This is a genomic window from Streptomyces sp. NPDC004667, assembly GCF_040609475.1.
GTDB lineage: Bacteria > Actinomycetota > Actinomycetes > Streptomycetales > Streptomycetaceae > Streptomyces.
Map to the genome: position 1 here is coordinate 1 of NZ_JBEXKC010000056.1, position 26,105 is coordinate 26,105.

Annotated in this window: 22 protein-coding genes; 11 read left to right on the forward strand and 11 right to left on the reverse strand. The window is 73.4% G+C overall.

The window, feature by feature from the left end; translation table 11 throughout:
• Nucleotides 1-1,359: PQQ-binding-like beta-propeller repeat protein (locus ABZW32_RS26775; protein WP_356220313.1), on the forward strand; the 1,359-nt coding region annotated here is incomplete at its 5' end.
• Between the two features lie 89 nt (nt 1,360-1,448).
• Entirely contained in the window at nt 1,449-1,946 is a 498-nt protein-coding gene (locus ABZW32_RS26780) for a peptidylprolyl isomerase (protein ID WP_356220415.1), read from the forward strand.
• Between the two features lie 116 nt (nt 1,947-2,062).
• Here ABZW32_RS26780 and ABZW32_RS26785 read toward each other — a convergent pair whose 3' ends face one another.
• Both ABZW32_RS26785 and ABZW32_RS26790 read right to left on the reverse strand, forming a co-directional pair.
• Entirely contained in the window at nt 2,063-2,485 is a 423-nt protein-coding gene (locus ABZW32_RS26785; protein WP_356220316.1) for an ATP-binding protein, read from the reverse strand.
• 100 nt (nt 2,486-2,585) lie between these two features.
• Complete coding sequence (locus ABZW32_RS26790) at nt 2,586-3,314, reverse strand: GntR family transcriptional regulator (RefSeq protein ID WP_356220318.1); 729 nt, start codon at nt 3,312-3,314, stop codon at nt 2,586-2,588.
• A gap of 86 nt (nt 3,315-3,400) precedes the next feature.
• On the opposite strand from ABZW32_RS26790, the gene ABZW32_RS26795 reads away from it, so the two are divergent.
• Nucleotides 3,401-4,216: a class I SAM-dependent methyltransferase gene (locus ABZW32_RS26795; RefSeq protein ID WP_356220321.1), complete on the forward strand. Its 816-nt coding sequence runs from the start codon at nt 3,401-3,403 to the stop codon at nt 4,214-4,216.
• A gap of 9 nt (nt 4,217-4,225) precedes the next feature.
• Here the strand turns inward: ABZW32_RS26795 and ABZW32_RS26800 are convergent, their stop codons facing one another.
• Entirely contained in the window at nt 4,226-4,669 is a 444-nt protein-coding gene (locus ABZW32_RS26800; protein WP_356220324.1) for an SRPBCC domain-containing protein, read from the reverse strand.
• A gap of 271 nt (nt 4,670-4,940) precedes the next feature.
• On the opposite strand from ABZW32_RS26800, the gene ABZW32_RS26805 reads away from it, so the two are divergent.
• Nucleotides 4,941-5,573 carry a hypothetical protein gene (locus ABZW32_RS26805; RefSeq protein WP_356220327.1) on the forward strand — a complete coding sequence of 211 codons (633 nt, stop codon included), beginning with the start codon at nt 4,941-4,943 and terminating at the stop codon, nt 5,571-5,573.
• On the opposite strand, the gene ABZW32_RS26810 is transcribed toward ABZW32_RS26805, so the two are convergent.
• Genes ABZW32_RS26810 through ABZW32_RS26820 form a run of 3 tightly spaced genes read right to left on the reverse strand, consistent with a single transcriptional unit; the run spans nt 5,574 to nt 7,961 of the window.
• Nucleotides 5,574-6,350 (reverse strand): enoyl-CoA hydratase/isomerase family protein, encoded by a 777-nt coding sequence (locus ABZW32_RS26810; RefSeq protein WP_356220329.1) that lies wholly within the window; start codon nt 6,348-6,350, stop codon nt 5,574-5,576.
• Entirely contained in the window at nt 6,347-6,799 is a 453-nt protein-coding gene (locus ABZW32_RS26815) for an OB-fold domain-containing protein (protein WP_356220331.1), read from the reverse strand. Before ABZW32_RS26815 ends, ABZW32_RS26810 begins: the two co-directional genes overlap by 4 nt.
• A gap of 10 nt (nt 6,800-6,809) precedes the next feature.
• On the reverse strand, nt 6,810-7,961 hold the full coding sequence (locus tag ABZW32_RS26820; RefSeq protein WP_356220333.1) for a lipid-transfer protein: 1,152 nt from the start codon (nt 7,959-7,961) through the stop codon (nt 6,810-6,812).
• Nucleotides 7,962-8,397: 436 nt separating this feature from the next.
• Between ABZW32_RS26820 and ABZW32_RS26825 the strand changes: the two genes are divergently transcribed.
• Entirely contained in the window at nt 8,398-10,029 is a 1,632-nt protein-coding gene (locus tag ABZW32_RS26825; protein ID WP_356220336.1) for a FadD3 family acyl-CoA ligase, read from the forward strand.
• 15 nt (nt 10,030-10,044) lie between these two features.
• Here the strand turns inward: ABZW32_RS26825 and ABZW32_RS26830 are convergent, their stop codons facing one another.
• Nucleotides 10,045-11,223 carry an alpha/beta hydrolase gene (locus ABZW32_RS26830; RefSeq protein WP_356220338.1) on the reverse strand — a complete coding sequence of 393 codons (1,179 nt, stop codon included), beginning with the start codon at nt 11,221-11,223 and terminating at the stop codon, nt 10,045-10,047.
• 179 nt (nt 11,224-11,402) lie between these two features.
• Between ABZW32_RS26830 and ABZW32_RS26835 the strand changes: the two genes are divergently transcribed.
• Nucleotides 11,403-13,355: a sialidase family protein gene (locus ABZW32_RS26835; RefSeq protein WP_356220340.1), complete on the forward strand. Its 1,953-nt coding sequence runs from the start codon at nt 11,403-11,405 to the stop codon at nt 13,353-13,355.
• Here ABZW32_RS26835 and ABZW32_RS26840 read toward each other — a convergent pair whose 3' ends face one another.
• The 3 genes from ABZW32_RS26840 to ABZW32_RS26850 form a co-directional block, all read right to left on the reverse strand.
• Complete coding sequence (locus ABZW32_RS26840; protein WP_356220343.1) at nt 13,356-14,090, reverse strand: class I SAM-dependent methyltransferase; 735 nt, start codon at nt 14,088-14,090, stop codon at nt 13,356-13,358.
• A 401-nt stretch (nt 14,091-14,491) separates the two neighbouring features.
• Nucleotides 14,492-14,692, reverse strand: a complete 201-nt coding sequence (locus ABZW32_RS26845; protein WP_356220344.1) for a hypothetical protein — start codon at nt 14,690-14,692, stop codon at nt 14,492-14,494.
• 207 nt (nt 14,693-14,899) lie between these two features.
• Entirely contained in the window at nt 14,900-17,995 is a 3,096-nt protein-coding gene (locus ABZW32_RS26850; RefSeq protein WP_356220346.1) for a BTAD domain-containing putative transcriptional regulator, read from the reverse strand.
• 155 nt (nt 17,996-18,150) lie between these two features.
• Here ABZW32_RS26850 and ABZW32_RS26855 point away from each other — a divergent pair, with 155 nt between their 5' ends.
• The 3 genes from ABZW32_RS26855 (at nt 18,151) to ABZW32_RS26865 (ending at nt 20,158) form a co-directional block, all read left to right on the forward strand.
• Nucleotides 18,151-19,371: an amidohydrolase family protein gene (locus ABZW32_RS26855; protein WP_356220350.1), complete on the forward strand. Its 1,221-nt coding sequence runs from the start codon at nt 18,151-18,153 to the stop codon at nt 19,369-19,371.
• Nucleotides 19,372-19,493: 122 nt separating this feature from the next.
• Nucleotides 19,494-19,745 (forward strand): type II toxin-antitoxin system VapB family antitoxin, encoded by a 252-nt coding sequence (locus tag ABZW32_RS26860; RefSeq protein ID WP_356220352.1) that lies wholly within the window; start codon nt 19,494-19,496, stop codon nt 19,743-19,745.
• Nucleotides 19,742-20,158 carry a PIN domain nuclease gene (locus tag ABZW32_RS26865; RefSeq protein ID WP_356220354.1) on the forward strand — a complete coding sequence of 139 codons (417 nt, stop codon included), beginning with the start codon at nt 19,742-19,744 and terminating at the stop codon, nt 20,156-20,158. The genes ABZW32_RS26860 and ABZW32_RS26865 overlap by 4 nt, the downstream gene beginning before the upstream one ends.
• A gap of 16 nt (nt 20,159-20,174) precedes the next feature.
• On the opposite strand, the gene ABZW32_RS26870 is transcribed toward ABZW32_RS26865, so the two are convergent.
• The gene (locus ABZW32_RS26870; protein WP_356220356.1) at nt 20,175-21,263 is read right to left on the reverse strand and encodes an alpha/beta hydrolase; all 1,089 of its coding nucleotides are present in this window, start codon (nt 21,261-21,263) and stop codon (nt 20,175-20,177) included.
• 1,472 nt (nt 21,264-22,735) lie between these two features.
• Here ABZW32_RS26870 and ABZW32_RS26875 point away from each other — a divergent pair.
• Together ABZW32_RS26875 and ABZW32_RS26880 are read left to right on the forward strand one after the other, a co-directional pair.
• Nucleotides 22,736-25,096: an RNA degradosome polyphosphate kinase gene (locus ABZW32_RS26875; protein WP_356220359.1), complete on the forward strand. Its 2,361-nt coding sequence runs from the start codon at nt 22,736-22,738 to the stop codon at nt 25,094-25,096.
• Nucleotides 25,077-26,021: a CHAD domain-containing protein gene (locus ABZW32_RS26880; RefSeq protein ID WP_356220360.1), complete on the forward strand. Its 945-nt coding sequence runs from the start codon at nt 25,077-25,079 to the stop codon at nt 26,019-26,021. Before ABZW32_RS26875 ends, ABZW32_RS26880 begins: the two co-directional genes overlap by 20 nt.
• Nucleotides 26,022-26,105 lie beyond the last annotated feature (84 nt).

The following is a 26,105-nucleotide window of genomic DNA, read 5'->3' on the forward strand; positions in this document are numbered from 1 at the left end:
GCGGGCGCCCTCGCCAACTCCGCGGAACAGCTCAAGGCCGCCCAGCAGGCCCGGACGCCGGTGCCGATCGGGCCCGGCCCGCGTGCCACGGCCTCCGCCGCCGCCGGGCACTCCGGCGCCGATTCCGCGACCGGCTGGGTCCGCCCGCCCGCGGGCACTCCGGCCGCCGCCCCGCAGGCGCCCGCCTCCTCGGCCTCGGTGCCGGCCCCCGGACCGTCCCCGGACAGCGGCCGCTGGCGCCCGTGGCGCTTCCGCATGTCCAACGAGGTGTGGGGCACCCCGACCGTCGCGGGCGACCTGCTCTACGTCACCTCCTTCGAGGTGCACGCCCTGGACGTCGGCAGCGGCCGACGGCAGTTCAAGACGCGCGACGTCGCCTGGTCCATGGCCGTGGCCGACGGCCGCATCCACGCCTCCGACGGCCCCTCCCTCTACGCCCTTGACGCCACCGACGGCTCCGAGCGGTGGCGGCTGTCCACCGACGCCTGGGTGTACGCCCTGCGCGCCGAGCGGGGCACCGTCATCACCGCCACGCGCGGCGGCGGCGTACAGGGCTGGGAGGCCTCCAACGGCCAGAAGCTGTGGGAGCTGACCGGCGCGCAGTCCGACTTCGAGACCCCGGAGGCGGCCCCCGTCCTGCAGGACGGGACCGTCTACGTCTGGCAGGACGCCCGGCTGCGCGCCCTCGACGCCCGCTCTGGCCAGGAGGCCTGGTCCTACCCGGTCGGCGACGCGGCCTCCTGCGGCAACGTCCCCGTCCGCGTCGCCCCGGCCCCCGACGGCAACGTCTACGTCAGCGCCGGTACCCGCGTCCTGTCCGTCGACCGGGCGTCGGGCCGGGTCCGCTGGCACTTCGAGGCCCCGGCCGTCTTCCTGGCGCCCCCGGCCTTCGCCCCCGGCCCGGCCGTCACGGGCGGCGGGGTCTACCTCGCCGACTACCTGGGCACCGTCTACGCCCTGGACGCCGCCACCGGCAAGGACCGCTGGCGCATCGCCACCGAGCCGCGCCCGGCGGCGGACCCGGTGCTGGTCGCGGCGGGCAACGTGCACCTGGGCGCGGGCAGCGCCCTGTACACCCTCGACGCGGTCACCGGCACCCCGAAGTGGCGGTTCGCGGCGGGCGGCGAGATCACCGGTTCCCCGGCGGTCGCGGACGGCCGGGTCCACTTCGGCTCCGCCGACCACTGCCTCTACACCCTGGACGCGGCGGGCGGCCAGCTCCGCTGGAAGCTGGCCACGGGCGGCGAGATCACCGGTGCGCCGGTGGCGGAGGCGGGCGTGGTGTACGCGTGCAGCAAGGACCGCTGCGTGTACGCCCTGGACGCGGCCAAGGGCACGGGTACCCGTACGTCCTCCTGACCTCGTCGGCGTCGCCTTACGCGGTCCGCGTAAGGCGACGCGACCCCCTCCAGGTAGCGCAGGGCACCAGGAGTGACAGGATGGACCCCATGAGCAACGTCTTCTTCGACATCACCATCAACGGCGCCCCGGCCGGCCGCATCGTCTTCAACCTGTTCGACGATGTCGTCCCGCAGACCGCGCGCAACTTCCGCGAGCTGGCCACCGGCCAGAACGGCTTCGGCTACGCCGGCTCCGGCTTCCACCGCATCATCCCGCAGTTCATGCTGCAGGGTGGCGACTTCACCAACCACAACGGCACCGGCGGCAAGAGCATCTACGGCGAGAAGTTCGCCGACGAGAACTTCGAGCTGAAGCACGACCGCCCGTACCTGCTGTCGATGGCGAACGCCGGCCGCAACACCAACGGCTCGCAGTTCTTCATCACCACCGTCGTCACCCCGTGGCTCGACGGCAAGCACGTCGTCTTCGGCGAGGTCGTCGAGGGCCAGGCCCTGGTCGACCAGATCGAGGCCCTGGGCTCCCAGTCCGGCGCCCCCAAGGGCAAGGTCGAGATCTCGGCCTCCGGCGCCGTCGACGCCGCCTGACCCACCCCTTCCCCGGCCGGCCCCGCCCCCCTTCACCGGGGGGCCGGGGCCGCCGCCGTTTCAGGGGGTGCTGCGGGCCGGTCCGCAGCTGCCGACCTCCCGGCATCCGGTCGTGGTCACCGTCCCTTCACGGACAGCTCGGCCCAGACCTGTTTGCCGGGACCCCCACGGGCCGCGACGGCCCAACGGTCGGCGACGGCCGCCACCAGAAACAGCCCCCGCCCACCGTCCGCGTCGGGCTCCGGCACTCTGGCACGCGGTTGTCCGGCGCACGCGTCGTGGACCTCGATCCGCACCCCGTTGCTCCGCCGCACGTACCGGGTCTCGATCTCCCGGTCCCGGGGTGCGGCGGCGTGCCGTACCGCGTTGGTGAGCAGCTCGGACGCCACCAGCAGCGCGTCCCCCTCCAGTTCGGTGAGCCCCCAGGCGGTCAGAGCCTTGCGGAGTTCGGCCCGTGCCAGCGGTACGCACCGCGTCTCGCGCCGCCATCGCCGTACCACCTCGACGTGGCCCACCGGTAAACCGATAAAATTCTCCATGCTGACGCTCCTTCGAAGCGCTGGCCATGCCCCCGGACCGTTGGCGCGGTCGCGGGGGTTTGTGTGTGCATCGAGAGATTGGACCGGTGGACCGGTCCAGTCAACCCCCCTGGCCCATCGCATAGTTGTCCGTGCGCTCCCACAGGCCCTCCGGGGTGACGCCTTCCTCGCAGACCAGGACCCCTCCGGCCGCGTCATGGGCGGTGTGCAGGACCACCGCGACGGCGCAGGGGCGTTTCACCTGAAGGAGTTCCGCCTCCGCGGTCGTCGCCAGGCGCACCGACGTCACATCGGTCCCGCTGACCGGCAGCCGTCCCGTGGTGCGGCGGACGTAGTGCGTCGTGCCTTCGGCGATCGGCCCGTTCTGGTGCAGGCGCGGGCACGCGTCCGCGATCTCCGGCGGGAACCAGGCGACCACGTGCGAGAGGGGCCCGCCCTCCTCCGTGAGCACCAGCCGGGCCCGGTGGAGGGCCCGCAGGCCCGGTGCCAGGTCGAGGGCATCGGCGATGTGGGACGGGGGCACCAGCATCTCCGGGGTGCCGAGACGGTGGTACGGGGCCGCTCCGCGGAGCCGGCCGGTTCCCACGCCCCGGCCGCCCGCAGGCCGGGCGAGCGGCGCCTGCGTCACGGCGAACCCCCGGCCCTGGTGGGGCACCACCAGCCCGTCCGCTCTCAGCACCTCCATCGCCTTGATGGCCGTCGCCCGCGAGACCGCCCACTGCTCGCACAGGTCACGGCTGGAGGGGAGGAGGTCGCCGGGGCCGAACTCGCCGTCGGCGACCCGGCGGCGCAGGCTGTCCGCGATCTGCTCGTACTTCAGAACTGGCATGTGTGTTCCTCGATGCGAAGGGCCAACCGGTTGACCGGTCAGGCTAGGGGGTACCGCGCCGGGCGGCCAGCGTCGAGAATCGGGGCATGCCTCCCTACTCCGTTGGCCCAGAGATCATCGCCTTCTACAGCGAGACGATCGACGAATCCGACCGGCTGAGCACCAGCGCGGACGGAGTGCTCGAAATGGTCCGTACCCAAGAGCTGCTGAGGCGTCATCTTCCCGCCGCGCCCGCCCGGATCATCGACATCGGGGCGGGCCCCGGCGCGCACGCCCGGTGGCTGGCCGAGGACGGGTACGCCGTCGACCTCGTCGACCCGGTACCGCGGCACGTCGAGGAGGCCAGGGCCGCGGGGCTGCGCAGCGTCATCGGCGACGCCCGCGCGCTGACGGCCGAGGACGACACCTACGACGTCGCGCTCGTGCTGGGCCCGCTCTACCACCTGATCGACCACGGCGACCGGATCCGGGCGCTGCGCGAGGCCGCCCGCGTCGTCCGTCCCGGCGGTGTCGTCGCGGCCGCCGCCATCGGGCGGTACGCGTCCCTCTTCGAGCACGTCGCCACCACCAGGCTGGCGATCGGCGCGGTGCGGGACGCCGTCGCCGACGTCCTCGTCAGCGGGGTCCACGAAGCGGGCCGCAAGGGCTTCACCAGTGCCTACTTCCACACCGGCGAGAGCCTGCACGGGGAGATGCGGGAGGCCGGTCTCCGCACGCCGGTCGTGTACGGGGTCGAGGGTCCGGCCTGGTCCGCGCTGAAGGCGGCCGAACAGCACAGCGGGGAGGGGCTGGCGGAATCGAGGCTGTTCGAGGCCGCCCTGGCCGCGGCCCGACTGGCCGAGCCGCACCCCGACCTGCTCGCCGCGAGCTCGCACATGCTCGCCGTGGCCACGGTGCCGTAGCCGTAGCCGTTACGGGGTGCTGCGGGCCGATTCCACGCGGGTGCGCAGGGCCTCGTTCATCGTCGTGAGGTTGCGGGCGGTGGCGTTCAGGGCCTTGGTGCGGAAGGGGACGAGCAGGCCGCGGAAGCGTTCGCCGTGTTCCAGACGGGTGGTGCGGTTCGGGCCCTCGGCGAGGCGGAGGTAGTGCTGGCGGTCGAAGAGCCCGCGGACCGGGAGGCGGTGGGCCCAGCGGAACTCGACGTTGCGCGCGACCAGCAGGACGGTCGGGCGGAAGGTGGCCGGCCTCCCCGATTCCGGGTACGCCGTCAGCTCCAGCCGGGTGCCGGGCACCACCTCGCCGACGGCCTGGCGGATGTAAGGGTTCCAGACGCAGTAGCGGGGCAGGTCGATCAGCGTCGCCCAGACCTCTTCGGGCGTCGCGTCAATGATGATCTCGGTGGCGATGGTGCGCACTGGTGCCGTGCTCCTCGTGGTGGTCGTGTGCTCACCGAAGGGACGCGGGGAAGTGGGGGTGCCGCCGGGTTCGGGTGTCCCGGGATGGAACCACGGTTCAGGGGGTCGTGAGGTGCGTCCCGGGGACGTCTTCGCTGGTGGCGCAGAGAGTGAGGTAGGGCATTCCGGTTGTCGGGCGGTGTGTGCCGATACGTCGGGCGGGCGTTCGAGCCGGTCGGGGCCGGGCTTGATAGCGTGACCCGCCATCGGTCTCAGGGGGAGGGGTCACGCCATGCTGGCTGGAACGGGACGTCGCATCAGATTCGGCACGGTGCTCGCGGTGGTGGTCCTGAGCCTGACCGGGTTCTCGACCCATGGCGGGAGCAGCGGCAACAGCGGGGGCGGCTGCTCCAGCTCGAAGAGCTCCGGCACGGGCAAGAGCAGCGGCAAGAGCAGCAGTAAGACCAGCGGCAAGAAGAGCTCCGGCAGCGGCGGCACCGACGCCGCCCCGGCCGCCTCGGCCTCGCCCACCGGAGCCCCCGCCACCACCACCCTGATCTCCTGCGGTGACGTGACCCAGCCGTCCACCACCATCGAGGTGACCTCCCTCCTCGACCGGGCCGCCACCTTCGAGGTGTCCATGTACCGCGAGGAAGCGGGCGGAGCCGTCATCGAGACGGCCACCGGCAGGGTCACCCTGAACGCCCGCGGGACCGGCAGGACGGTCATCGCCATGAAGGACCGGGCCCGGGCCGGCGCCGTGGCGGCGTGCCGGATCAGCTCCGTGCACGTGGTCGCGGACGCGAGTGCCACGCCCGGCCCCACACCCACCTCCGCGCCCGGCCCGGTCAAGCCCGGCTCCAAGGCCACCCCGAAGACCGGCCCGAAGGCCACGGGCAAGGCCGCCGCCACGCCCCGCCCCTGATCAGCGCAGGCGGAACCCCGCCCCCGCCCGCCGGGACCCGAAGAGCTCGGCCTGCCGCTCCGGCGACAGGTTCCCCAGGGCGATCAGCGCCGACGCCTGGTCCAGGGCCTGCGCCAGCGCGGCCCGCTTCGCCGACCACAGCGCCCGCACCGTCCCCTGCACGGCCTCCGTCGGGAACCCGGCCAGCGTCCGCGCCGACCGCAGCGCCGCCTCCGGCAGCTCCCCCGGCTCCGCCAGCTCCGAGACGAGGCCGATCTCGTGGGCCCGCCGCGCGGAGAGCCGTTCCGCCGTGCCCATCAGGGACATCCGGGCGGCCTCCCCGAAGGGCATCCGCTGCGCCATGTACACGGCCTCGTAGGCGCTGACCATCCCGTAGGAGGTGTGCGGGTCGAAGTAGGTGGCCGTGGTGGAGGACACGATGAACTCCGCCTCGCCCAGCAGGTAGAAGGCCCCGCCGCAGGCCATGCCGTTGACCGCGGCGATCACCGGCTTCCACAGGTCGCAGGCCTTCGGCCCGATGCCGATCAGCGGGTCGTCCACCGAGTACGGGGAGGCGGGCTGCGGCACCCGCGCCGAGCGGTCGATCCCGGTGCAGAACGCGGCCGTCCCCGCACCGGTGAGCACCACCGCCCGTACGTCCTCGTCCGAACGGAACTCCCGCCACACCGCCACCAGTTCGGCCGCGGTGTCCAGGTCGATGGCGTTGTGCCGGTGCTCCCGGTCCAGGGTGACGACGGCCACCCCGGTCTCCTTCTCCCGCTCCACCCGCAGCGTCACGTCCTCTCCAGGATCCAGCGCGGCACGGTCACCCCGCCGATCTCGGCGAAGACGACCTGGACCCTGGCCCCGATGCGCAGCCGGGCCGGGTCCACCGAGTCCAGCGGCGCGTCGGCGGAGGTGACCAGGTTCCCGGCGAGCCGGATCCCGGGGTCCTCGGCGAGTTCCACGAGGACGACGTTGTACGGGGCCTGCGCGGCGTACGCGGGCAGCAGCGGGGGGTGCGGCCGTACGTAGGACCAGATCCGGCCCCGCCCGCTCATCGGGCGCCACTCGCTGTCGAAGGACTGGCAGTGCGGGCAGCAGGGGCGGGGCGGGAACCGCAGGCGGCCGCAGGCGGCGCAGGCCTGGATCCGCAGTTCGCCCCGGGCGGCGTACTCCCAGAAGGGGGCGCCGTCCTCGTCGGGGACGGGCAGGAGCAGCCCGTCGGCGGGCGCGGTCGTCGTCATGGTCGGCTCCTCAGGCTCGCAGCAGGATCGCGGACGTCGGGACACCCTCGCCCGCCGTCACCAGGCAGGTCGCGGCGTCCGGCACCTGGGCGGTGGAGATGCCGCGCAGCTGCTTGACGCCCTCGTTGATCAGGTTGAAGCCGTGCACGTACGCCTCGGAGAGGCCGCCGCCCCCGGTGTTGATCGGGAGCCGGCCGCCCATCTCCAGGGCGCCGCCCTCGGTGAAGGCCGCGCCCTCGCCGCGTCCGCAGAAGCCGTAGCCCTCCAGGGAGAGCGGGATCAGGGGGGTGAAGGCGTCGTAGATCTGGGCGACGTCCACGTCCTGGGGGCCGAAGTCGGCCTGCTTCCACAGGTGGCGGGCGGCGGTCCAGGCGGGGCCGGAGAGGGGGTCGTCGTTCCAGTAGTTGACCATCCCGTGGTGCTGGGCGGGCAGGCCCTGGGCGACGGAGTGCACGTAGACGGGCTTGCGCCGGCAGTCGCGGGCCCGCTCGGCGGAGACGATCACGCAGGCCAGGGCGCCGTCCGTCTCCAGGCAGTTGTCGAAGAGGCAGAGCGGTTCGCTGATCATGCGGGAGGTCATGTACATCTCGCGGGTCAGCGGGCGTTCGTACATCATCGCGGCCGGGTTCTCGTTGGCCCGGTTGCGGCAGGCCATCGCCACGTTGAAGAGGTGGTCGCGGGTGGCGCCGTACTCGTGCATGTAGCGGCGGGCCAGCATGCCGATCTCGTCGGCGGGGCGCAGCAGGCCGAAGGGGCGGGTCCACTGGCCGGGGGTGGGGAGCTGGACGGCGGTGTTCTTCCAGGGGCGGGGGCCGGAGCCGCGTTTGCGGGAGCGCCAGGCGACGCCGACGGTGGCCTGGCCGGTGGCGACGGCGGCGGCGAGGTGGCCGACGGTGGCGCAGGAGCCGCCGCCGCCGTAGCCGACCTTGGAGAAGAAGGTGACGTCGCCGGCGCCTATCGCCTTGGCGACCTCGACCTCGTCGGTCTCCTCCATGGTGTAGGAGGCGAAGGCGTCCACCTCGGCGGGGGCGATGCCGGCGTCGGCGAGCGCCGCGAGGATGGCGCGGCAGGCCAATTCCTTTTCGGACGCGGGCAGTTGTTTGGCAAAGGCGGTCTGGCCGATGCCGACGATTGCCGTAGCGTCCTTGAGCGTTGCCGCCATCGCCACCTCCGGGGTGTGCCAGTACTGACAGCCGCGAAGGCTACAGCTAATCTGACGGATAGTCAGCTACTGGGATCGCGGGGAGGGGCGGGCGATGGGCGAAGTCGCGGGCGCGGAGGGGTTCGGGCGGGGCGGGGGCACCGGAGCCAGGGCGGGGGCCGGGGCGGCGGCCGGGGCTGAAGTCGGGGCCGGTGGCCGGGGGGCCGGGGGCGCAGCCGGACCCGCAGCCGGGGCGGCGGCCGCAGGCTCGGGGGCGGCCGGGGAGGCGGGGGCGGCCGGGGACGCGGTCGCGGGCGACGCCGGGGCCGGATCCGTGACTGGGGGCGCCGACGGCGCCGGTGCTGATGCCGGGGCCGGGCCGGAAGCCGGGGGCGGTGGTCGGGGGCCAGAGGTCGCAGCCGGTGCCCAGGCCGGTGCTGCGGAGGCGGCCGGATCCGTGGCCGAGGGGTGTGCCGACGTCCCCGACCCCCGCGGCGACCTCCGCTGGGGCACCATCGCCGGCCTCGTCCGGGACGCCGCCGCCCGCTACGGCGACCGCGAAGCCGTCGTCGACGGACGCCTGCGCCTCGACTACCGGCAGCTCGGCGAACGGATCGAACACGCCGCCGCCGCCTGCCTCGCCGCCGGCGTCGAACCCGGCGACCGCGTCGCCGTCTGGGCGCCCAACACCCTCGACTGGATCGTCAGCGCCCTCGGCGCCGTCAGCGCGGGCGCGGTGCTCGTCCCCCTCAACACCCGCTTCAAGGGCGCCGAAGCCGCCCACGTGCTCCAGCGCAGCCGCGCCCGCCTGCTCTTCGTCACCGGCACCTTCCTCGGCACCTCCTACGTGGCCTCCCTGCGCCGCGCCGCCGCCGACGGCACCGGCACCGGACCCCTGCCCGGCCTGCCGCACCTGGAACAGGTCGTGGTCCTCGCCGACGACGCCCCCGAGTCCTTCCGCACCTGGAAGGACTTCCTCGCCGACGGCGACGCCGTCCCCGCCGAAGCCGTCCGCGCCCGCGCCGAGGCGATACCGTCCGACGCCCCCTCCGACATCATCTACACCTCCGGCACCACCGGCAGCCCCAAGGGCGCCGTCATCACCCACGCCCAGACCCTGCGCTGCTACGCCGTCTGGAGCGAACTCGCGGGCCTGCGCGAGGGCGACCGCTACCTCATCGTCAACCCGTTCTTCCACACCTTCGGCTACAAGGCCGGGATCATCGCCTGCCTGATGCGCGGCGCCACGATGGTCCCGCAGCCCGTCTTCAACGTGGACACCGTCCTCGCCAACGTCGCCGCCGAGCGGATCTCCGTACTCCCCGGCCCGCCCACCCTCCACCAGTCCCTCCTCGACCACCCCCAGCGCGACCACCACGACCTGTCGGCCCTGCGCCTGGTCGTCACCGGGGCCGCCGTCGTCCCCCTCCAGCTCGTCGAGCGGCTCCGCGCCGAACTGCACATCGCCACCGTGCTCACCGCCTACGGACTCTCCGAGGCCAGCGGCATCGTCACCATGTGCCGCCGGGGCGACCCGGCAGAGGTGGTCTCCGACACCTCCGGACGCCCCATCCCCGACACCCGCCTGCGGATCGCCGCCCCCGACGGGACCGCACGGCCCGACGGCACCCCCGGCGAGGTGTGGGTCAGCGGACACCACGTGATGCGGGGCTACTTCGAGGACCCGGACGGCACCGCCGGGGCCATCACCCCCGACGGCTGGCTGCGCACCGGCGACGTCGGCGTCCTCGACGCGGACGGCAACCTGCGCATCACCGACCGGATCAAGGACATGTTCATCGTCGGCGGCTTCAACGCCTACCCCGCCGAGATCGAGCAGCTCCTCGGTCTGCACCCGGACATCGCCGACGTCGCCGTCGTCGGCATCCCCGACCCCCGCCTCGGCGAGGTCGGCAAGGCGTACGCGGTGCGGCGCCCCGGCTCCACCCTCACCGCCGACGACCTGATCGCCTGGTCCCGCCGGGAGATGGCCAACTACAAGGTGCCGCGGGAGGTGGAATTCGTCGCCGGCCTCCCGCGCAACGCGAGCGGCAAGGTCCTCAAGACCGAGCTCAGGGCCCGCCGGTAGACCGCGACGGCGGTCCTACGGCCGGTGGAAGCGGACCTCGGGGAAGCCGGCCGACGGGCCGTCCAGCAGCGGGGCGTCCCTTCCCCGCAGGTGGGTGTCGAGGAACGCGGCCACGTAGCCGCGGGTGACGGTGTCGACGCGGTCGCCGTCCAGTGTCTGGAGGGGCCTGCCGAGCCGCTTGGCCAGCGGCGCCAGGTCGGTGAAGGAGAGGTGCTGGGTGTCGTCGACGCTCAGCCAGCGCTTCCAGCCGGTGAACTGCTTCCAGGTCGCGTCCCAGGTGCCGTCCTGGCCGCCGGGTACGTGGCCGGGGTTGCCCAGCATCAGGAGCGGCCGGTTCACGGGCGTCTCGTGGTCCGGGTAGCGGAAGTTGCCGTCGATGTTCACCCCCGCCTTGACCCGGGGGTCCTTCAGCATGGCCGGGACGGTGCTGAAACCGCCCGCCGAGTGCCCGACGACGGCGATCCGGCCGGGATCGAGGGACACGCCGCGGTCCCGGGCCGCCCGCTTCCCGGTCAGCTCGTCGATCACGAAGGAGATGTCGTCGGCGCGGACGGCGCCGACCTTCTCCAAGACCCTGTCCCGGTCCTCCAACCGGCACGCCACGCAGGAGGTCGTGTGCCCGTCGGGGAAGGTGATGCCGTCGGCCTCGTAGTTGTGCCCGATCCCCGCGACCGCGTAACCGCGGCTCGCCAGCTCCTCGGCCAGGCCCGTGAGGGTGGCGCGCGGCATGCCGAAGCCGGGCGACAGGATGACCAGGGGCAGCCCGCCGCGCACCCGCGCCGGCCGGGCGTCCTCGGTCGCGTGGGCCGCCACCTCGGTGAACAGGTCCTTCGGCAGGCCCAGTCCGGTGGATTCGGCGTACCGCTCGGACTCCCCGGACGTCATGTAGGGCGCGGGCGTGCCCGAGGGGGCGGTGGCCGGGTACCAGAGGGAGAGCATCAGTTCCCGCTTCTCCGTCGGCACCCAGGGGTCGGTCCGGCCCTCGTCCCTCAGGTGCAGGGTCGTCCTGCCGACCGGCCGCTGCCCCGAGGGCGCGGGCAACGTGAGGGCGTCCGCAGCCGGTTGCCCGGCCGGTTGCCCGGCCGGTTGCGCCGCCGGCCGCCCCGCCGGGGTGTCGGCGTGGGCGGCCGTGGTGCCGCACGTGCCCGCCAGCAAGGCGGCAACGGCCGCACCCATCAGTACCCTGCGTCGCATCGCGTGCTCTCCGTCCCTGTTCCGTGGAGTCCGGCCCGGTCCGGGCCGACACCTCGAACGCTAGGGCGGGCGGACGCGGCTGCCATCGGCCCGTGGATCTACGTCCGTACCGGCCGTACATCCCCGGGGTGACATCCCCGGGGCGGTTGTGGTGATCGCACCCGCGTTAGCCTGCACGGGTGAGCGCGAACCAGCCGGTTGTCCGATTCCCCCAAGGTCCCCGGGCCCGGCTGTGGGCGGTGGCCGGGACCGTCGCCGCCCTCGCCGTGGTCCTGCTCCTGGCCCTCCTGCCCGACCCGCCCGCCGGCCCGGACGGCCAGGGCGACGGCGGCGACGGCGGCGGGGGAGGCCGCCGCGGGCTGACCGCCGCCGTGTCCGCGCCCTTCAGCGCCTTCACCGAGGGCTACGACTGCTACCGCATCCCCACCCTCACCACCACCAAGGACGGCACCCTGCTGGCCATCGCCGAGGCCCGCACCGCGAGTTGCAACGACATCGGCGACATCGACCTCGTCATGAAGCGCTCCACCGACGAAGGCCGCACCTGGGGCCCGATGGAGGTCCTCCGCGGCACCGGCGACCCCGGCGCCTACGGCAACCCCGCCCCGGTCGTCGACTCCGCCTCCGGCCGGATCTCCCTCCTCTACGCCTACAGCACCTGGGCCCCCGACGCCGCAGGCAACCGCGTCCGCGGCCCCCGCGAACTGCGCCTGGCCCACAGCACCGACGACGGCGTCCACTGGAGCACCGAACCCAACCCGCAGCCCCAGCTCAAGGGCGCCGACTGGGCCTGGGTCTCGGTCGGCCCCGGGCACGGCATCCAGCTCACCCCGACCCGCCCCGACCGCCCCGGCCGGCTCGTCGTCGGCGCCGACTACCGCACCGAGTCCAACGAATCCGGAGCCCAGCTCCTCTACAGCGACGACGGCGGCCTCACCTGGCAGGCCGGCGCCCGCTGGGGCGCCCCCGAGGGCACCCCCGCCCCCAACGAACCCGCCCTCACCCAGCTCCCCGACGGCCGGATCTACGTCAACGCCCGCTCCACCGCCACCTGCGGCACCGACGACCACCGCATCGCCGCCCTCGTCGACGACGCCGCCGCCCCCGCCTTCCCCGCCCCCGGCTTCCAACCCGTCACCGGGCTGATCGCACCGCCCGCCTCCGGCTCCCTCCTCCAACTGCCCGGCGGCCCCCTCCTGCTGTCGGCACCCAGCCGCCCCGGCGCCGAGTTCTCCGACCGCTGGACCCTGGCCGTACGCACCTCCGAGGACGGCGGACGCACCTGGTCCAAGAACGGCGCCGTCGTCCTGCGCGAACGCGCCGGCTACTCCGACATGGCCGTCCTGCCCGGCGACCGGATCGGCATGCTCTACGAGACCGCCAACGGCACCCCGCACGGCTACATCAAGTTCACCGCCTTCGGCCCCCGGGAACTGCGCGCCGCCGCCGAGGACCTCACCCCCCGCCGCACCGCCGACACCAGCGCCGGCCACCACGACGCCGTCGTCCACGGCGCGCCCCGCCTCGGCAACCGGCCCGACGGCGGCAAGACCATGCGTTTCGACGGCAAGGACGACTTCCTGCGCCTGACCGACTGCCCGGACGCACTGCGCGTGGGCGACGGGGACTTCGCCGTCGCCACCTGGGTCAAGTACAAGACCCGCGGCCAGGACCGGGAGAGCGGCCTGCGCCAGCCGCTGCTGTGGGCCTACGGCCAGGGCCCGGCCGCCAAGCAGTTCCGCATCGAGGCCGACCCGGAGACCGGCCGCCTCGAAGCCACCGTCAACGACGGGACGGGTCCCGTCTCCGTGGCCACCGCGACCCGGACCGACGACGACGCCTGGCACCACGTGGTCTTCCAGCGCGCGGGCGACCGCCTCGAACTGTCCGTGGACGGCGCACGGGCCGCCACCGCGCCACTGGGCCCCGGCCGGCCCGACTTCCGGCCCACCGGAGCCTTCACGATCCACATCGGCACGCAGCCCGACTACAAGGCCTTCTACGCGGGCGCCCTGGACGACGTACGGATCTACGGGCGGGCCCTGTCCGGCAACGACACGGCCCGGCTGCGCGACGGCAGCGACGTCACCGACCAGGAACGGGTCCGGCTCGCCTTCGACGGGATCCGCTGATCAGCCGGCCGCGCCGGGCTTGCGGGCCAGCAGCAGCCGCCACCGCGGGCTGCCGTCCTCCCGGTACCCGAAGTGCTCCAGCGGGACCGTCTCCACACCGAAGCCCGCCGCCGCCAGGTCCGCGCGGACGGGGCCCAGCGCGAAGGTGCGGTAGTACATGACGAAGGGCGGCCGCCACACGGCGTTGCGCACCCGCATCGCCGCGTCGAACCCGGCCACCGCCCACCACAGGGGTGAGGAGAGCGGGATCGGGGCGCCCACGGGGAAGGCGAAGACCCCGCCGGGCCGCAGCGCCCGGTACACGCCCTCGAAGAGGGCGGGCCGCTCGGCCGGCAGGAAGTGCCCGAAGGCCCCGAAGCTCACCGCCAGGTCGTACGAGTCCGTGAGCGCCTCCGGCAGCGCCAGCGCGTCGCCCCGCAGGAGGTCCACCCCCTCGGGGTGCAGGCGTGCGGCCTCGGCGAGCATGCCCGTGCTGAGGTCGACCCCGGTGACCCGCTCCCGGCACAGGCGGCGCAGCATCGGCAGGCCCGCGCCGGTGCCGCAGCACAGGTCGAGCCCGTCGGAGAAGGAACCCTCCCGCTGGGCGAGGGCCTCCTCGACGGCGTCGAGCATCCGCTCCGGGGTGCGGAACGGGGTGTGGTCGAACTTCGGGGCGAGCAGGTCGTAGCCGTGCTCGACGGAGGAGAGGGCCTGGACGGCCAGTTCGCGCAGGCTCGGGCCCTGGGAGGTGAACACACGGCCAGCGTAGTCACCGGCGGGCTGCGGGGGCCGGTTTCCGAGAGGGTCCGCCGCCCCGGAAGCGCCGTTCCGCTGCCGCGCGGCAGGGATCACCCCCTCCGGGCCGGACCCCGCCCGGACGCGGGCGTGCGACGGCCGCGGTGGTCCCCCTCCTGGCCACCGCGGCCGCCGTTCCCCCGTGTTGCTCCCCCGTACGTCTTCCCCCGTACGTCTTCCCCCGCGGGTCCCCCGTACGTCCCCCGTACGTTCCCCCGGGGGAGGATCCCCCGTACGTTTCCCCCGTACTTCCCCCGTACGTCCCGCGAGCGGCCCCCGTACGTTCCCCCTGTACGCCCGCCCGCGGGTCCCCCGTACGTTTCCCCCGTACGTCGTGCCGTGCTGCCCGAAGGGCGCTGGTGCTACGGGAGGGAGCCGGACGCGTGGTTGTCCAGCGTCAGGATCTCCTCGTCCGAGGCGTGGTTGTCGAGCGGCTTCTCGCCCGGCTGCTTCGGGGCCGGAGGGTCGATCGGATCCAGCGGATTGATCCCGACGCCCGAAGCGTGGTTGTCGAGCGGTCTGATGTCGCCGTCGAGCGGCAGGCTGTTCTCGTTCGTCGTCATCGGATCTCCTGATGGATGAGTCGGGCCCGTTCGGCGATTCCCCCGCGGACCGCCGAACGGGTAGTCCTCCAGCCGGCCCGGGCGTCCCCCCGACGCACCGGGTCGATGCGTCCATCATGGCGGGTGGCGATAAACGAACGATGAACGCGGCCGTCCATCAGGCCCGGCTCCGGGCCGGTTCCGGCCCGGGACCCGCATCCACCCCCGTTAGGCGGCCAGTTCCGCCGCCAGCAGCGCCTGCACCTCGGCCAGTTCGGACGAACCCAGCTGCGTGAACACCGTCTCCGCGTCCCGCCAGCAGGCCTGCGCCCGGTCCGGCTGGCCGAGCCGCCGCAACGCCTTGCCCAGCACGGTCAGCACCGTCGCCCGGCGCCACTCCCCGCCGATCCCGCGCAGCGCGATCGCCTGCTCGGCGTGCTTGGCGGCCAGGGTGGGCCGCCGGGCCGCCAGGTGCGCCTCGGCGAGCCGGAAGTGCGTCACGCCCTCCCACAGGGGCTGGCGGTTGTCGTGGAACAGCGACAGCGCCTCCCCGAGCTGGGTCAGCGCCTCGCGCAGCCGTCCGGCCTGGGTCAGCGCGATGCCCAGCGCGTAGCGGCCGTTGGCCAGGCGCAGGGTCAGGCCCATCCGGTCGTAGATGGCGATGCCCTGCTGCGCCAGGTCGATGGCGCTGGGCAGGCGGCCCAGCTCGACGTGGATCCGGGACAGGTTGCACAGGGCGCTGGCCTCGCCGATGACGTTCGCGTCGGCCCGGAAGTTCTCGATGGCCTCCAGCAGGTAGCGCTCGCCGTCGCGGTGCCGGCCCTGGTAGAGGGCGATGATCCCGCGGTCGTTGGGCGCCCAGCAGCTGGGCAGCGGGTCGCCCGCCTCGCGGGCCAGGTCCATGGCCTGGCGGGCCTCCTCGTCGCCCTCGGTGAAGCGGCCCGCGACGAGGTGGACCATGGTGAGGGTGGTCCGGGCGCGGCCCTCGGCCCGCGGGTCCTTCGCCGCACGCGCGGCCTCGCGCAGGGTCAGCGCGGCGGACTCGTACTGCTTGGAGTTGGCTCCCGACTCGGCGAGGTCCTTGGCCGCCCACAGCAGGTCCACGGCCCGGCGCAGTGCGGCGGGCCGTCCGGCCGCCTGCCGTACGCAGGCCAGCAGCGGGTCGGCCTCGGCGAACAGCCAGTCCAGGGCGGCGCGGGGCTCGGTCAGGACCAGGCCGGGGTGGCGGGTGGGGGAGAGGTGGGCCGGGAGCCGGTCGCCGGGACGCTCGACGGCGTACACCCGGGAGGCGGTGGCCAGGTAGAAGTCGAGGAGCCGGTCGAGGGCGGCGTCCTGCCCCTGGGAGGGCTGCTCGTCGCGCTCGGCGCAGGCACGCGCGTAGAGGCGGACGAGGTCGTGGAAGCGGTAGCGGCCGGGCGCGGCCGATTCGAGGAGGGAGCAGTCGACTAAAGCTTCGAGGAGGTCCTCGGTGTCGTGCTCGGGCAGGTCGAGGACGGCGGCCGCGGCGGAGAGGGAGATGTCGGGGCCGTCGGCGAGGCCGAGGAGGCGGAACGCGCGCTGCTGGGCGGGCTCCAGCTGGCCGTAGCCCAGCTCGAAGGTGGCCTTGACGGCGAGGTCGCCGGCCTGGAGCTCGTCGAGGCGGCGGCGTTCGTCGGCGAGTTTGGCGGCGAGGACGGAGACGGTCCAGGTGCGGCGGGCGGCGAGCCGGGAGGCGGCGATGCGGATGGCGAGCGGGAGGAACCCGCAGGCGCCGACGACGTCGAGGGCGGCCTGGCGTTCGGCGCCGACCCGCTCGGCGCCGACGATGCGGGTGAACAGCTGCAGGGCCTCCTCGGGGCTCATCACGTCGAGGTCGACGAGATGGGCCCCGGCGAGGCCCGACATCCGGACCCGGCTGGTGACGAGGGCGGCGCAGCCCGCGGTGCCGGGCAGCAGCGGCCGGACCTGGGCGGCGTCGCGGGCGTTGTCGAGCAGCACCAGGACGCGGCGGCCGTCGAGGACCGTGCGGTAGAGGGCGGCCCGGTCGGCGGCCGAGTCGGGGATCGCGCTGTCGGGGGTGCCGAGGGCGCGCAGGAAGGAGCCGAGGACGGCCTCGGGCTGCGCGGGGCGGGGGTCGGTGCCCTGGAGGTCGGCGTAGAGCTGGCCGTCCGGGAAGTGGGGCCGGGCCGCGTGCGCGACGTGCACGGCGAGGGTGGTCTTGCCGACACCGCCTATGCCCGCGAGCGCCGAGACGGCCATGACCTGGCCCTCCGCGCCGGCGAGGATCTCCCCGAGTTCGCTGACGAAGGGGGCGCGGCCGGTGAAGTCCGGGACGGTGGCGGGCAATTGCGCGGGCCTTACGGGTGCGGGTGCGGCGGCGGTGACGGGGGCCTCGGCGCGGGCGAGTTCGGTGTCCGCGTTCAGGATGCGCTGCTGGAGGGCGGAGAGTTCGGGCCGCGGGTCGACGCCGAGTTCGTCGGCGAGGAGGCGGCGGGTGTCGGCGTACACGGCGAGGGCCTCGGCCTGGCGGCCGCTGCGGTACAGGGCCAGCATCAAGAGCTCGCGCAGCCGCTCCCGCAGGGGGTGGGCGGCGGTGAGGGCGGTGAGCTCAGAGACGGCCTCGGCGTGGTGGCCGACCTCCAGGTCCAGGTCGAGGCGGGTCTCCAGCAGCTGGAGGCGCCATTCGGCGAGGCGGGTCCGCTCGGTGTCGGCGTGCGGGCCGGGGACTCCGGCGAGGGGTTCGCCGTCCCAGAGGTCCAGGGCGCGGGCGAGGAGGGTGCGGGCCAGGGCGCGGTCGCCGGCCGAGCGGGCCGTTTCCGCGTCGGCGGCGAGGCTGCGGGCGATGCCGAGGTCGAGGGCCTCCTGGTGGCGCAGCCGGATCGCGTAGCCGCCGGCGTCGCTGACGAGCAGCCCGGGGTGGAGCACCTTGCGCAGCCGGGAGGCGTACGTGCGGATGGTGGCCAGGGCCTGCGGGGGCGGGTCCTCGCCCCAGATGGCGTCGATCAGCTCGGGGGCGGTCGCGGTGCGGCCGTCGCGCAGCAGCAGTACGGCGAGCAGGGCGCGCTGCTGGGGGCTGCCGGAGGGCAGCGCCTCGGGGCCGCGCCAGGCGCGGACGGGGCCGAGTACGGCGAACCGGTTGTCGGCGGGGGAGGGCTCCGGGGTCCGTGGGGCGTGCGGGGGCTCCGCGGCGTGCGGGGGCTCCGTGGCGTGCGGGGCCGCGGGGGCCTGGGCCGGGCTCTCGGGAGGGGCGGGGGGCTCGGGGGCTGCGGGCACGTCGGCGGAGTTCCGGGACCGGGCTGCCTCGGGGTGGTTCCGCTGGTGCGGGATGGCCGGTATGCCGTCCATCTGTCGTCCCCCCTGCCTTCCGTCGGTTTAAGGGTCAGTCTGCCCTGTCTTGCGCGCACACGTCAGCCCGCAGCGGAGGCGGTCACTCCTCGTCACAACGGCGAGTGTGGGACAGGTAGCTGACGGTTCGTCAGATCAGCGCTACGGTGGAGGGCATGGAGACCTTCCCGAAGATCATCTCGGTGGACGACCACACGGTGGAGCCCCCTCACGTCTGGCGGGACCGGCTCCCGTCCAAATACCGAGACACCGGGCCCCGGATCGTCCGGGCCCCCCTCAAGGAAATGACCTTCCTCGGCGGGAAGTTCGCCCCCGTCATGGGGTCCAAGGGGGACGACGGACCGATCGGCGACTGGTGGGTGTACGAGGACCTGCACCGCCCGCTCACCCGCCTCGACACCGCGGTCGGGTACGACCGCGACGAGATCAAACTGGAAGTCATCACCTACGAGCAGATGCGCCCGGGCTCCTTCTCGGTTCCCGACCGCCTCGCCGACATGGACGTCAACCACGTCCAGTCCGCCCTCTGCTTCCCCACCTTCCCGCGCTTCTGCGGCCAGACCTTCACCGAGGCCAAGGACCGTGAGCTCGGACTGCTCGGGGTGCGGGCCTACAACGACTGGATGGTGGAGGAGTGGTGCGGCCCCGAGGCGCGGGGCCGGCTCATCCCGCTCACCCTCGTCCCCCTCTGGGACGCCCGCCTCGCCGCCGCCGAGGTCCGCCGCAACGCGGCGCGCGGGGTCCGGGCGGTCGCGTTCTCCGAGATACCGCCGCACCTGGGACTGCCCTCGATCCACACCGACGAGTGGGACCCCTTCCTCCGGGCCTGCGACGAGACCGGCACGGTCATCGCCATGCACATCGGCTCCTCGTCGCGCATGCCCTCCACCTCGGCGGACGCCCCGCCGGCCGTCGGATCCACCATCACCTTCGCCAACTGCTGCTTCTCGATGGTCGACTGGCTGATGAGCGGCAAGTTCGAACGCTTCCCGAACCTGAAGATCATGTACGCGGAGGGCCAGATCGGCTGGATCCCGTACATCCTGGAACGCGCCGACGTGGTCTGGGAGGAGAACCGGGGCTGGGGCGGCGTCGCCGACAAGGTCCACCGCCCGCCGTCGGAGCTCTTCGCCGAGCACGTCTTCGGCTGCTTCTTCGACGACGCGTTCGGCCTGCGGAACCTGGACGCGATCGGGGTCGGCAACGTCCTCTACGAGACCGACTACCCCCACTCGGACTCCACCTGGCCGAAGTCCCGGGAGGTGGGCGAGTCCCAGATGGGTCACCTGGCACCGGACGTGGTCGACCGGATCGTGCGCGGCAACGCGATCGACCTGCTGGGGCTCACGGGGGAGGGGCTCTGGGCGGGGGCGTGAGGGGGGTGGGGGTGGCTGGGGTGGCGGGGCTCCTGGGCAGCAGAAACGATATCTCTCGTGGTTGATCTTGATATCGTTTAAGTGTGGCGAGGGCAGCTCGCCCCGCGCCGAGGAGGTCCCGCATGGCCAGAACCGTGATCGATGTGGACGACGCCCTGCTGGCGGAGGCCGCCGAGCTCTTCGGGACGAAGACGAAGGTCGCCACCGTCAACGCGGCCCTTCAGGACGTCGTGAACCGGCGCAAGCGGGAGGCCTTCTTCAGCCGCCTCGCCGAGGGGCGGCTGCCGGACCTGACCGGTCCCGTCGAGCAGCCGGACACTCCGGCCGCATCCGCCGAGCCGCCCGCTCCGGCCGCACAGGACAAGGCGGCATGAGCACTCGCTTCCTCATCGACAAGTCCGCGCTCGCCCGCTACCCCAAGCCGACGGTCCGGAAGGTGCTCGACCCCCTGCACAATGCGGGCCTCCTGGCCCTGTGCGGTGTCATTGAGCTGGAGGTGCTCCACAGCGCCCGCGGGCGGGCCGAGGCCCAGGAGATCCGAGAGGAGCTCCGGGGCTTCGACTGGCTCCCCACCTACGACGAGGCGTGGGACCGGGCCGTCGAGGTCCAGAGCCTGCTCATCGAGGCCGGGACCTGGCGAGCGGTGTCCGTGCCGGACCTGGTCATCGCGGCGACCGCCGAGCTCCACGAGGCGACCGTGCTGCACTACGACGGCGACTACGACATGATCGCCAAGGTCACGGGCCAGCCGATGCGGTGGGTCGTGCCGCCGGGCGCGGCGGACTGACCTCCGGCCGGGCCGCTCAGGCGGTGGCGTTCCGCCCGGCCGTCACCGCCGGGCGGACGTGCTGGAGCAGCAGCTCCAGGAACCGCTCGGGGCGGCGCAGCGCCGCGAAGTGGCTCGCGCCCCCGATCAGCTCGAACGCCTTCACCGGCGCCTCGACCGCGTCGAAGAACTCCCGGGCGCGGGCGGCCGGCGTGATCACGTCCCGCTCGCCCTGGAAGACGAAGAACGGCATCTCGAAACGGGTCCCGTCGGCGAAGTCGTCGAAGTCCCCCGTCCCCTCGGTGACGGATTCCGAGAGGCCCTGCCCCTTGAAGTAGGCCTTCACCCGCCCGAGCGAGTACAGCGGCGACAGCCACAGCGAGCCCACGATCACCTTCTTCACGGTGTCCAGCGTCAGCGGGTCGCTGCCCGCGCACAGCTTGTCGTACGAGGACCGCTGCGACGGGGTCCACCGGCGGGGGTCGGACCCCATCGCCTCGACCGTGGCCACGTCCTTGGCCTTCCCCGTGGCCCGCAGCCGCTCCAGGGTGGCGTCGTAGGCGGAGGTGTCCCGGCCCGCCTCCTGGATGTTCTGGTCGGTGCCGACGTACGCGGAGTACAGCTCGGGGTGGTTGCGGGCCAGCCGCAGCCCGAACACCGTGCCGAAGGAGTTCGGCATCAGCACCACCCGCTCCACGCCCAGTCGCGCCAGGACGTGCCGGGTGACCTCGACGGCGTCCTCGTAGAGCCGCTCGAAGGTGACCTCCCCCTGACCGTCCGCGCCACCGTGCGCGAAGGTCAGCCCGGCGCCGCGCATGTCCCAGCGCACCAGGGTGAAGTGCTTCTCCCACGACCGGGTGCGGGCCCCGTAGGGCGAGTTGGCCGCGCCCGGCCCGCCGTGGATCTCCAGCAGGACGGGGTTGGCCCGGTCCTCGCCGCGCACCGAGATCCACTGCTCGATCCCGCCGATCCGGACGAAGCCCTGCTCGTCGATGCCACCCGGCGTCCCGATCCGCATCAGCCGGTCATGACCGCCCCGGCGCACGGCCCGATGGACGAAGAGCCCCACCACGGGCGCGGCGAGGGCGGCGGCGGTGATGGCGGTGGTGGTGGCGGTGTCGATCATTACTGTGTCCCCCGGATACGGTTTTGGCGTTGAGGGGGATCATACGTGAAGGCGGGGGGTTGTAAAGGGGGTTGGGGGGTGGCGGGACTCGACCTGGTCGGTATCAGGGAAGGGCTGGGGGTTTCCCGTCAGTCTCACTGTCCTTCCGTGTCGGGCCGGGCTGTCAAGGGCGCTCCCTTCGGTCGCGTCGCTTCGCGATGGCCTTCGGCCACCCTTGACAGCCCGTCCCGCCACGGAATGCCAAAGACTGTCGGGAAACCCCCAAAAGAACGGTCCACGGGTTCATGAGCGAGGGACGGGCAGATCAGGGATGTGCGAGCCGTCTCCGCCCAGTCCCGAGACTCCGGCCCGAATCCCTCATCGGCCCGAGCCCCGGGCCGTGCCAGACCGCCCGACATGATGACCAGGCCGTCCAGCGGGCCCCAGGCGCGTCAGATCGCTACGCGCTTCCCTCGGCTTGGCGTCCGGCGACCGTCCGGGGCTGGACATAGACCGCCCACGGCCCGTGGTTCTTGGTCTCTCACGCGAGCGCAGGTTGTCTGCCCCAGCGAGCGCGGACTGTTTGTTCCTTTTGGGGCGCTGGACGGGTCCTGGAGGGGCGCTGGTGCGCCCTGACGGACTCTGCGGACGACGAAGTCGTCGTCAGAGTCCGGCAAGACGTCTCTTGGGTGCGGGAAGGGCCCTTCGGGACCTCTTCGGCGCCCACCAGGGCCCATCGGCGGTCCTTCGGGACCCATCGGCGGTCGTTCGGGGCCCATCGGCGGTCCTCGGTGGCCCTTGGCGGCCTTTCTGGGTGCTTGGAGGGCCCTGCCGGTCGTCAGTCGCACGCCAACCACGCCAACCGGCCGTCTTGGGCGGCTTATGTCCAGCCCCGGACGGTCGCCGGACGCTATACCGAGTGAAGCGCGTAGCGATCCGGCGCGTATGCCGTCCTGATGTCATGGCCGGGCGGTCTGGTCGCCGTTTCGTGTGGTCTGGCGGCGCCCGGCCCGGGAACCGATGGAAATGGGCCCGTGTGTCGGGTCTGGCCAGGCGGGGAGGGGTCGAGGGTCGCTGAGGTGCCCGCTCCTCCCCTCGTTCCCCCGTGACCGTTCTTTTGGGGGTTTCCCGACAGTCTTTGGCATTCCGTGGCGGGACGGGCTGTCAAGGGTGGCCGAAGGCCATCGCGAAGCGACGCGACCGAAGGGAGCGCCCTTGACAGCCCGGCCCGACACGGAAGGACAGTGAGACTGACGGGAAACCCCCATACCCTCCCTGACACCGGCCAGGTCGAGTCCCGCCACCCCCCGACCCCGACCCCGACCCCGACCCCGACCCCGACCAACCGTGCGCCAGCCGGAGCCTGGAAGCCATACGCCATTAACCGGGCATTAAGACGCGCTTGCCAGTCTCCGGACATGCAGCACCGCCTCCGCCTGACGGCGGACACTTCCGACGCGCCTGTCCTCCCCCGTGCGCGGAAGAATGGAGACATGAGCCACAAGCCGAGCGCGAGCCCCGCGGGCCCCACCGAGGTCCCCGCCCAGCAGCCGTCCCGCAACGCCGCCACCACCGGCCCCGCCGATGCCGCGGCCCCCGCGTCGGCCCTCACCCGGCCGAGCGCCGCGCAGACACCCGCGCAGGCCAAGGCCGAGGCCCAGGCGCAGACGGCCCGGACGCGGGCGCGCCTCGGCTCCATAGCCGCGCACCGCCCCCACGCGGCGGACCTCGATCCCGACCTCGACGCCGATCTCGACGCCTACGAGGACAGGGACGACAGCGGCGAGCTGCCCGCGAACCGCTTCCTGGACCGCGAACGCAGCTGGCTCGCCTTCAACGAGCGCGTCCTCGAACTCGCCGAGGACCCGGCCACCCCGCTGCTGGAGCGCGCGAACTTCCTGGCGATCTTCGCGAGCAACCTCGACGAGTTCTTCATGGTCCGCGTCGCCGGCCTCAAGCGCCGCATCGCGACCGGCGTCGCCACCCGTTCGGCCTCGGGCCTCCAGCCCCGTGAGGTGCTGGACCTGATCTGGACCCGCTCGCGCGAGCTCATGGCCCGGCACGCCGCCTGCTACCAGCAGGACATCGCCCCGCAGCTCGCCGAGGAGGGCATCCACCTCATCCGGTGGCCCGACCTCACCGAGAAGGAGCAGGCCCGCCTCTTCACCCTGTTCCGCAACCAGATCTTCCCGGTGCTCACCCCGCTGGCCGTGGACCCCGCGCACCCGTTCCCGTACATCTCCGGCCTGTCCCTGAACCTGGCCGTCGTCGTGCGCAACCCCGTCAGCGGCCACCGCCACTTCGCCCGCGTCAAGGTCCCGCCGCTCCTGTCCCGCTTCCTGGAGGCCTCCCCGCAGCGCTACGTCCCGCTGGAGGACGTCATCGCCGCGCACCTGGAGGAGCTCTTCCCCGGCATGGAGGTGCTCGCGCACCACATGTTCCGCGTGACCCGCAACGAGGACCTCGAAGTGGAGGAGGACGACGCCGAGAACCTCCTCCAGGCCCTGGAGAAGGAGCTCATGCGGCGCCGCTTCGGCCCGCCGGTGCGCCTGGAGGTCGAGGAGTCCATCGACCCCGGCGTCCTGGACCTCCTGGTCCAGGAACTGAAGATCTCCGCCGCCGAGGTGTACCCGCTGCCCGGCCCGCTCGACCTGACGGCCCTCTTCGGGATCTCCTCCCTCGACCGGCCCGAGCTCAAGTACCCGAAGTTCGTCGCCGGCACGCACCGTGACCTCGCCGAGGTGGAGTCCGCGTCCGCGCCCGACATCTTCGCCGCGCTGCGCGAGCGCGACGTGCTGCTGCACCACCCGTACGACTCGTTCTCCACCTCCGTGCAGGCCTTCCTGGAACAGGCCGCCGCCGACCCGGACGTCCTCGCGATCAAGCAGACGCTGTACCGCACCTCGGGCGACTCGCCGATCGTCGACGCCCTGATAGACGCCGCCGAATCCGGCAAGCAGGTCCTCGTCCTCGTCGAGATCAAGGCCCGCTTCGACGAACAGGCCAACATCAAGTGGGCGCGCAAGCTGGAGGAGTCCGGCTGCCACGTGGTCTACGGCCTGGTCGGCCTCAAGACCCACTGCAAGCTCTCCCTCGTCGTCCGCCAGGAGGGCGACACCCTGCGCCGCTACAGCCACGTCGGCACCGGCAACTACCACCCCAAGACCGCCCGCCTGTACGAGGACCTCGGCCTGCTCACCGCCGACCCGCAGGTCGGCGCGGACCTCTCCGACCTGTTCAACCGGCTGTCCGGCTACTCCCGCCGCGAGACCTACCGCCGGCTGCTGACCGCCCCCAAGTCGCTGCGCGACGGACTCGTCTCGCGCATCGAGAAGGAGGCCGACCACCACCGGGCGGGCCGGCCCGCGTACGTCCGGCTCAAGATGAACTCGATCGTCGACGAGGCCCTCATCGATTCCCTGTACCGGGTCGCCCGGGCGGGCGTCCCCGTCGACATCTGGGTCCGCGGCATCTGCGCCGTACGGCCCGGGGTTCCGGGGCTGTCGGAGAACATCCGGGTCCGCTCGATCCTCGGCCGCTTCCTGGAACACTCCCGGGTCTTCGCCTTCGGCAACGGCGGCGAGCCCGAGGTGTGGATCGGCAGCGCCGACATGATGCACCGCAACCTCGACCGCCGCATCGAGGCACTGGTCAGGGTCACCGACCCCGCCCACCGCGCGGCCCTGGACCGGATGCTGGAGACGGGCATGTCCGACGCCACCTCCTCCTGGCACCTGGGACCGGACGGCGAATGGACCCGGCACAGCACCGACGCCGAGGGCCAACCGCTGCGGCACGTTCAGGAGATGCTCATAGACGCCCGGAGGCGCCGGCGTGGCTCAGCCAAACCATGACCCGACCGCAGGTGACGTGCTCGGCGCGTACCTGCGCTCCCAGGCCACCGCGTTCCTGCGGGGGTTGCGCGTGCACGAGGAAAGCGGGTCCGACGCGGCGGAAAGCGGCGAGGCGGCGCGCGGCCTGCGGGGGGCCGCGCGCCGCATCGCGGGCTCGCTGGGCACGTTCCGGGTGGTGACCGAGTCGGCGTGGGCGGACTCCCTGCGCACCGAGCTCGTCTGGCTCTCCTCCACCCTGGCCGACGAGCACGCGTACGCCGCCCGGCTGTCCCGCCTCATGGAGGCCCTGCAACGGCTCTCCGCCTCACCCGAGGTCCCGGCGCCCCGCGGCACCGGGGCCTCCGCGGGGGCGCTCACCGTGGGCTCCGCGCGCGCGGGCGCCCTGCTGGAGCGCCAGCTCACGCTGGCGCGCACCCGCGCCCACTCCACGACCCTCCAGGCGCTCGGCTCCTCCCGCTTCCACGCGGTCGCCGACGCCGTCGCCGTGCTGGCCTCGGAGGTGCCGCTCGACGCGGTCGCGGCGCGGGGCCGGGTGGAGGACGTCCTGGTGCCGCTCGCGGCGGTCACCGAGGACCGGCTGGGCACGGCCGTCGCCGCCCTGCCCGACACCGGCGAGAGCACCCCGTACTCGGCGCACGCGGACGGCTCCTGGCACGAGGTGCGCCGCCTGCTGCGGGTCCACCGGTACGCCCGGGAGGCACTGGGCGGGGACGTGACCCGGCTCGCCGCGGCGGGCCGGGCACTGGACGTGCACCGCGACGCCTCCGAGGCGGCCACCGCCTCGGCGACGGCCGCCCGCACTCCCCGGATCGCCCCGGCCACGGCCTACGCCCTGGGCGTCCTGCACGCCGACCAGCGCCACGCGGCCCTGGCGGCCCGCCTCTCGTTCCACCACATCTGGCACCCGGTCCCCACGGCCTCCTGACGCGCTCCCCGAGCCCGCCCCGCCCGCCCCGCCCCCGGATCCGGGGGCGGGGCGGGCGGAACGGTGGAAAGGTGGAGGGAGGAC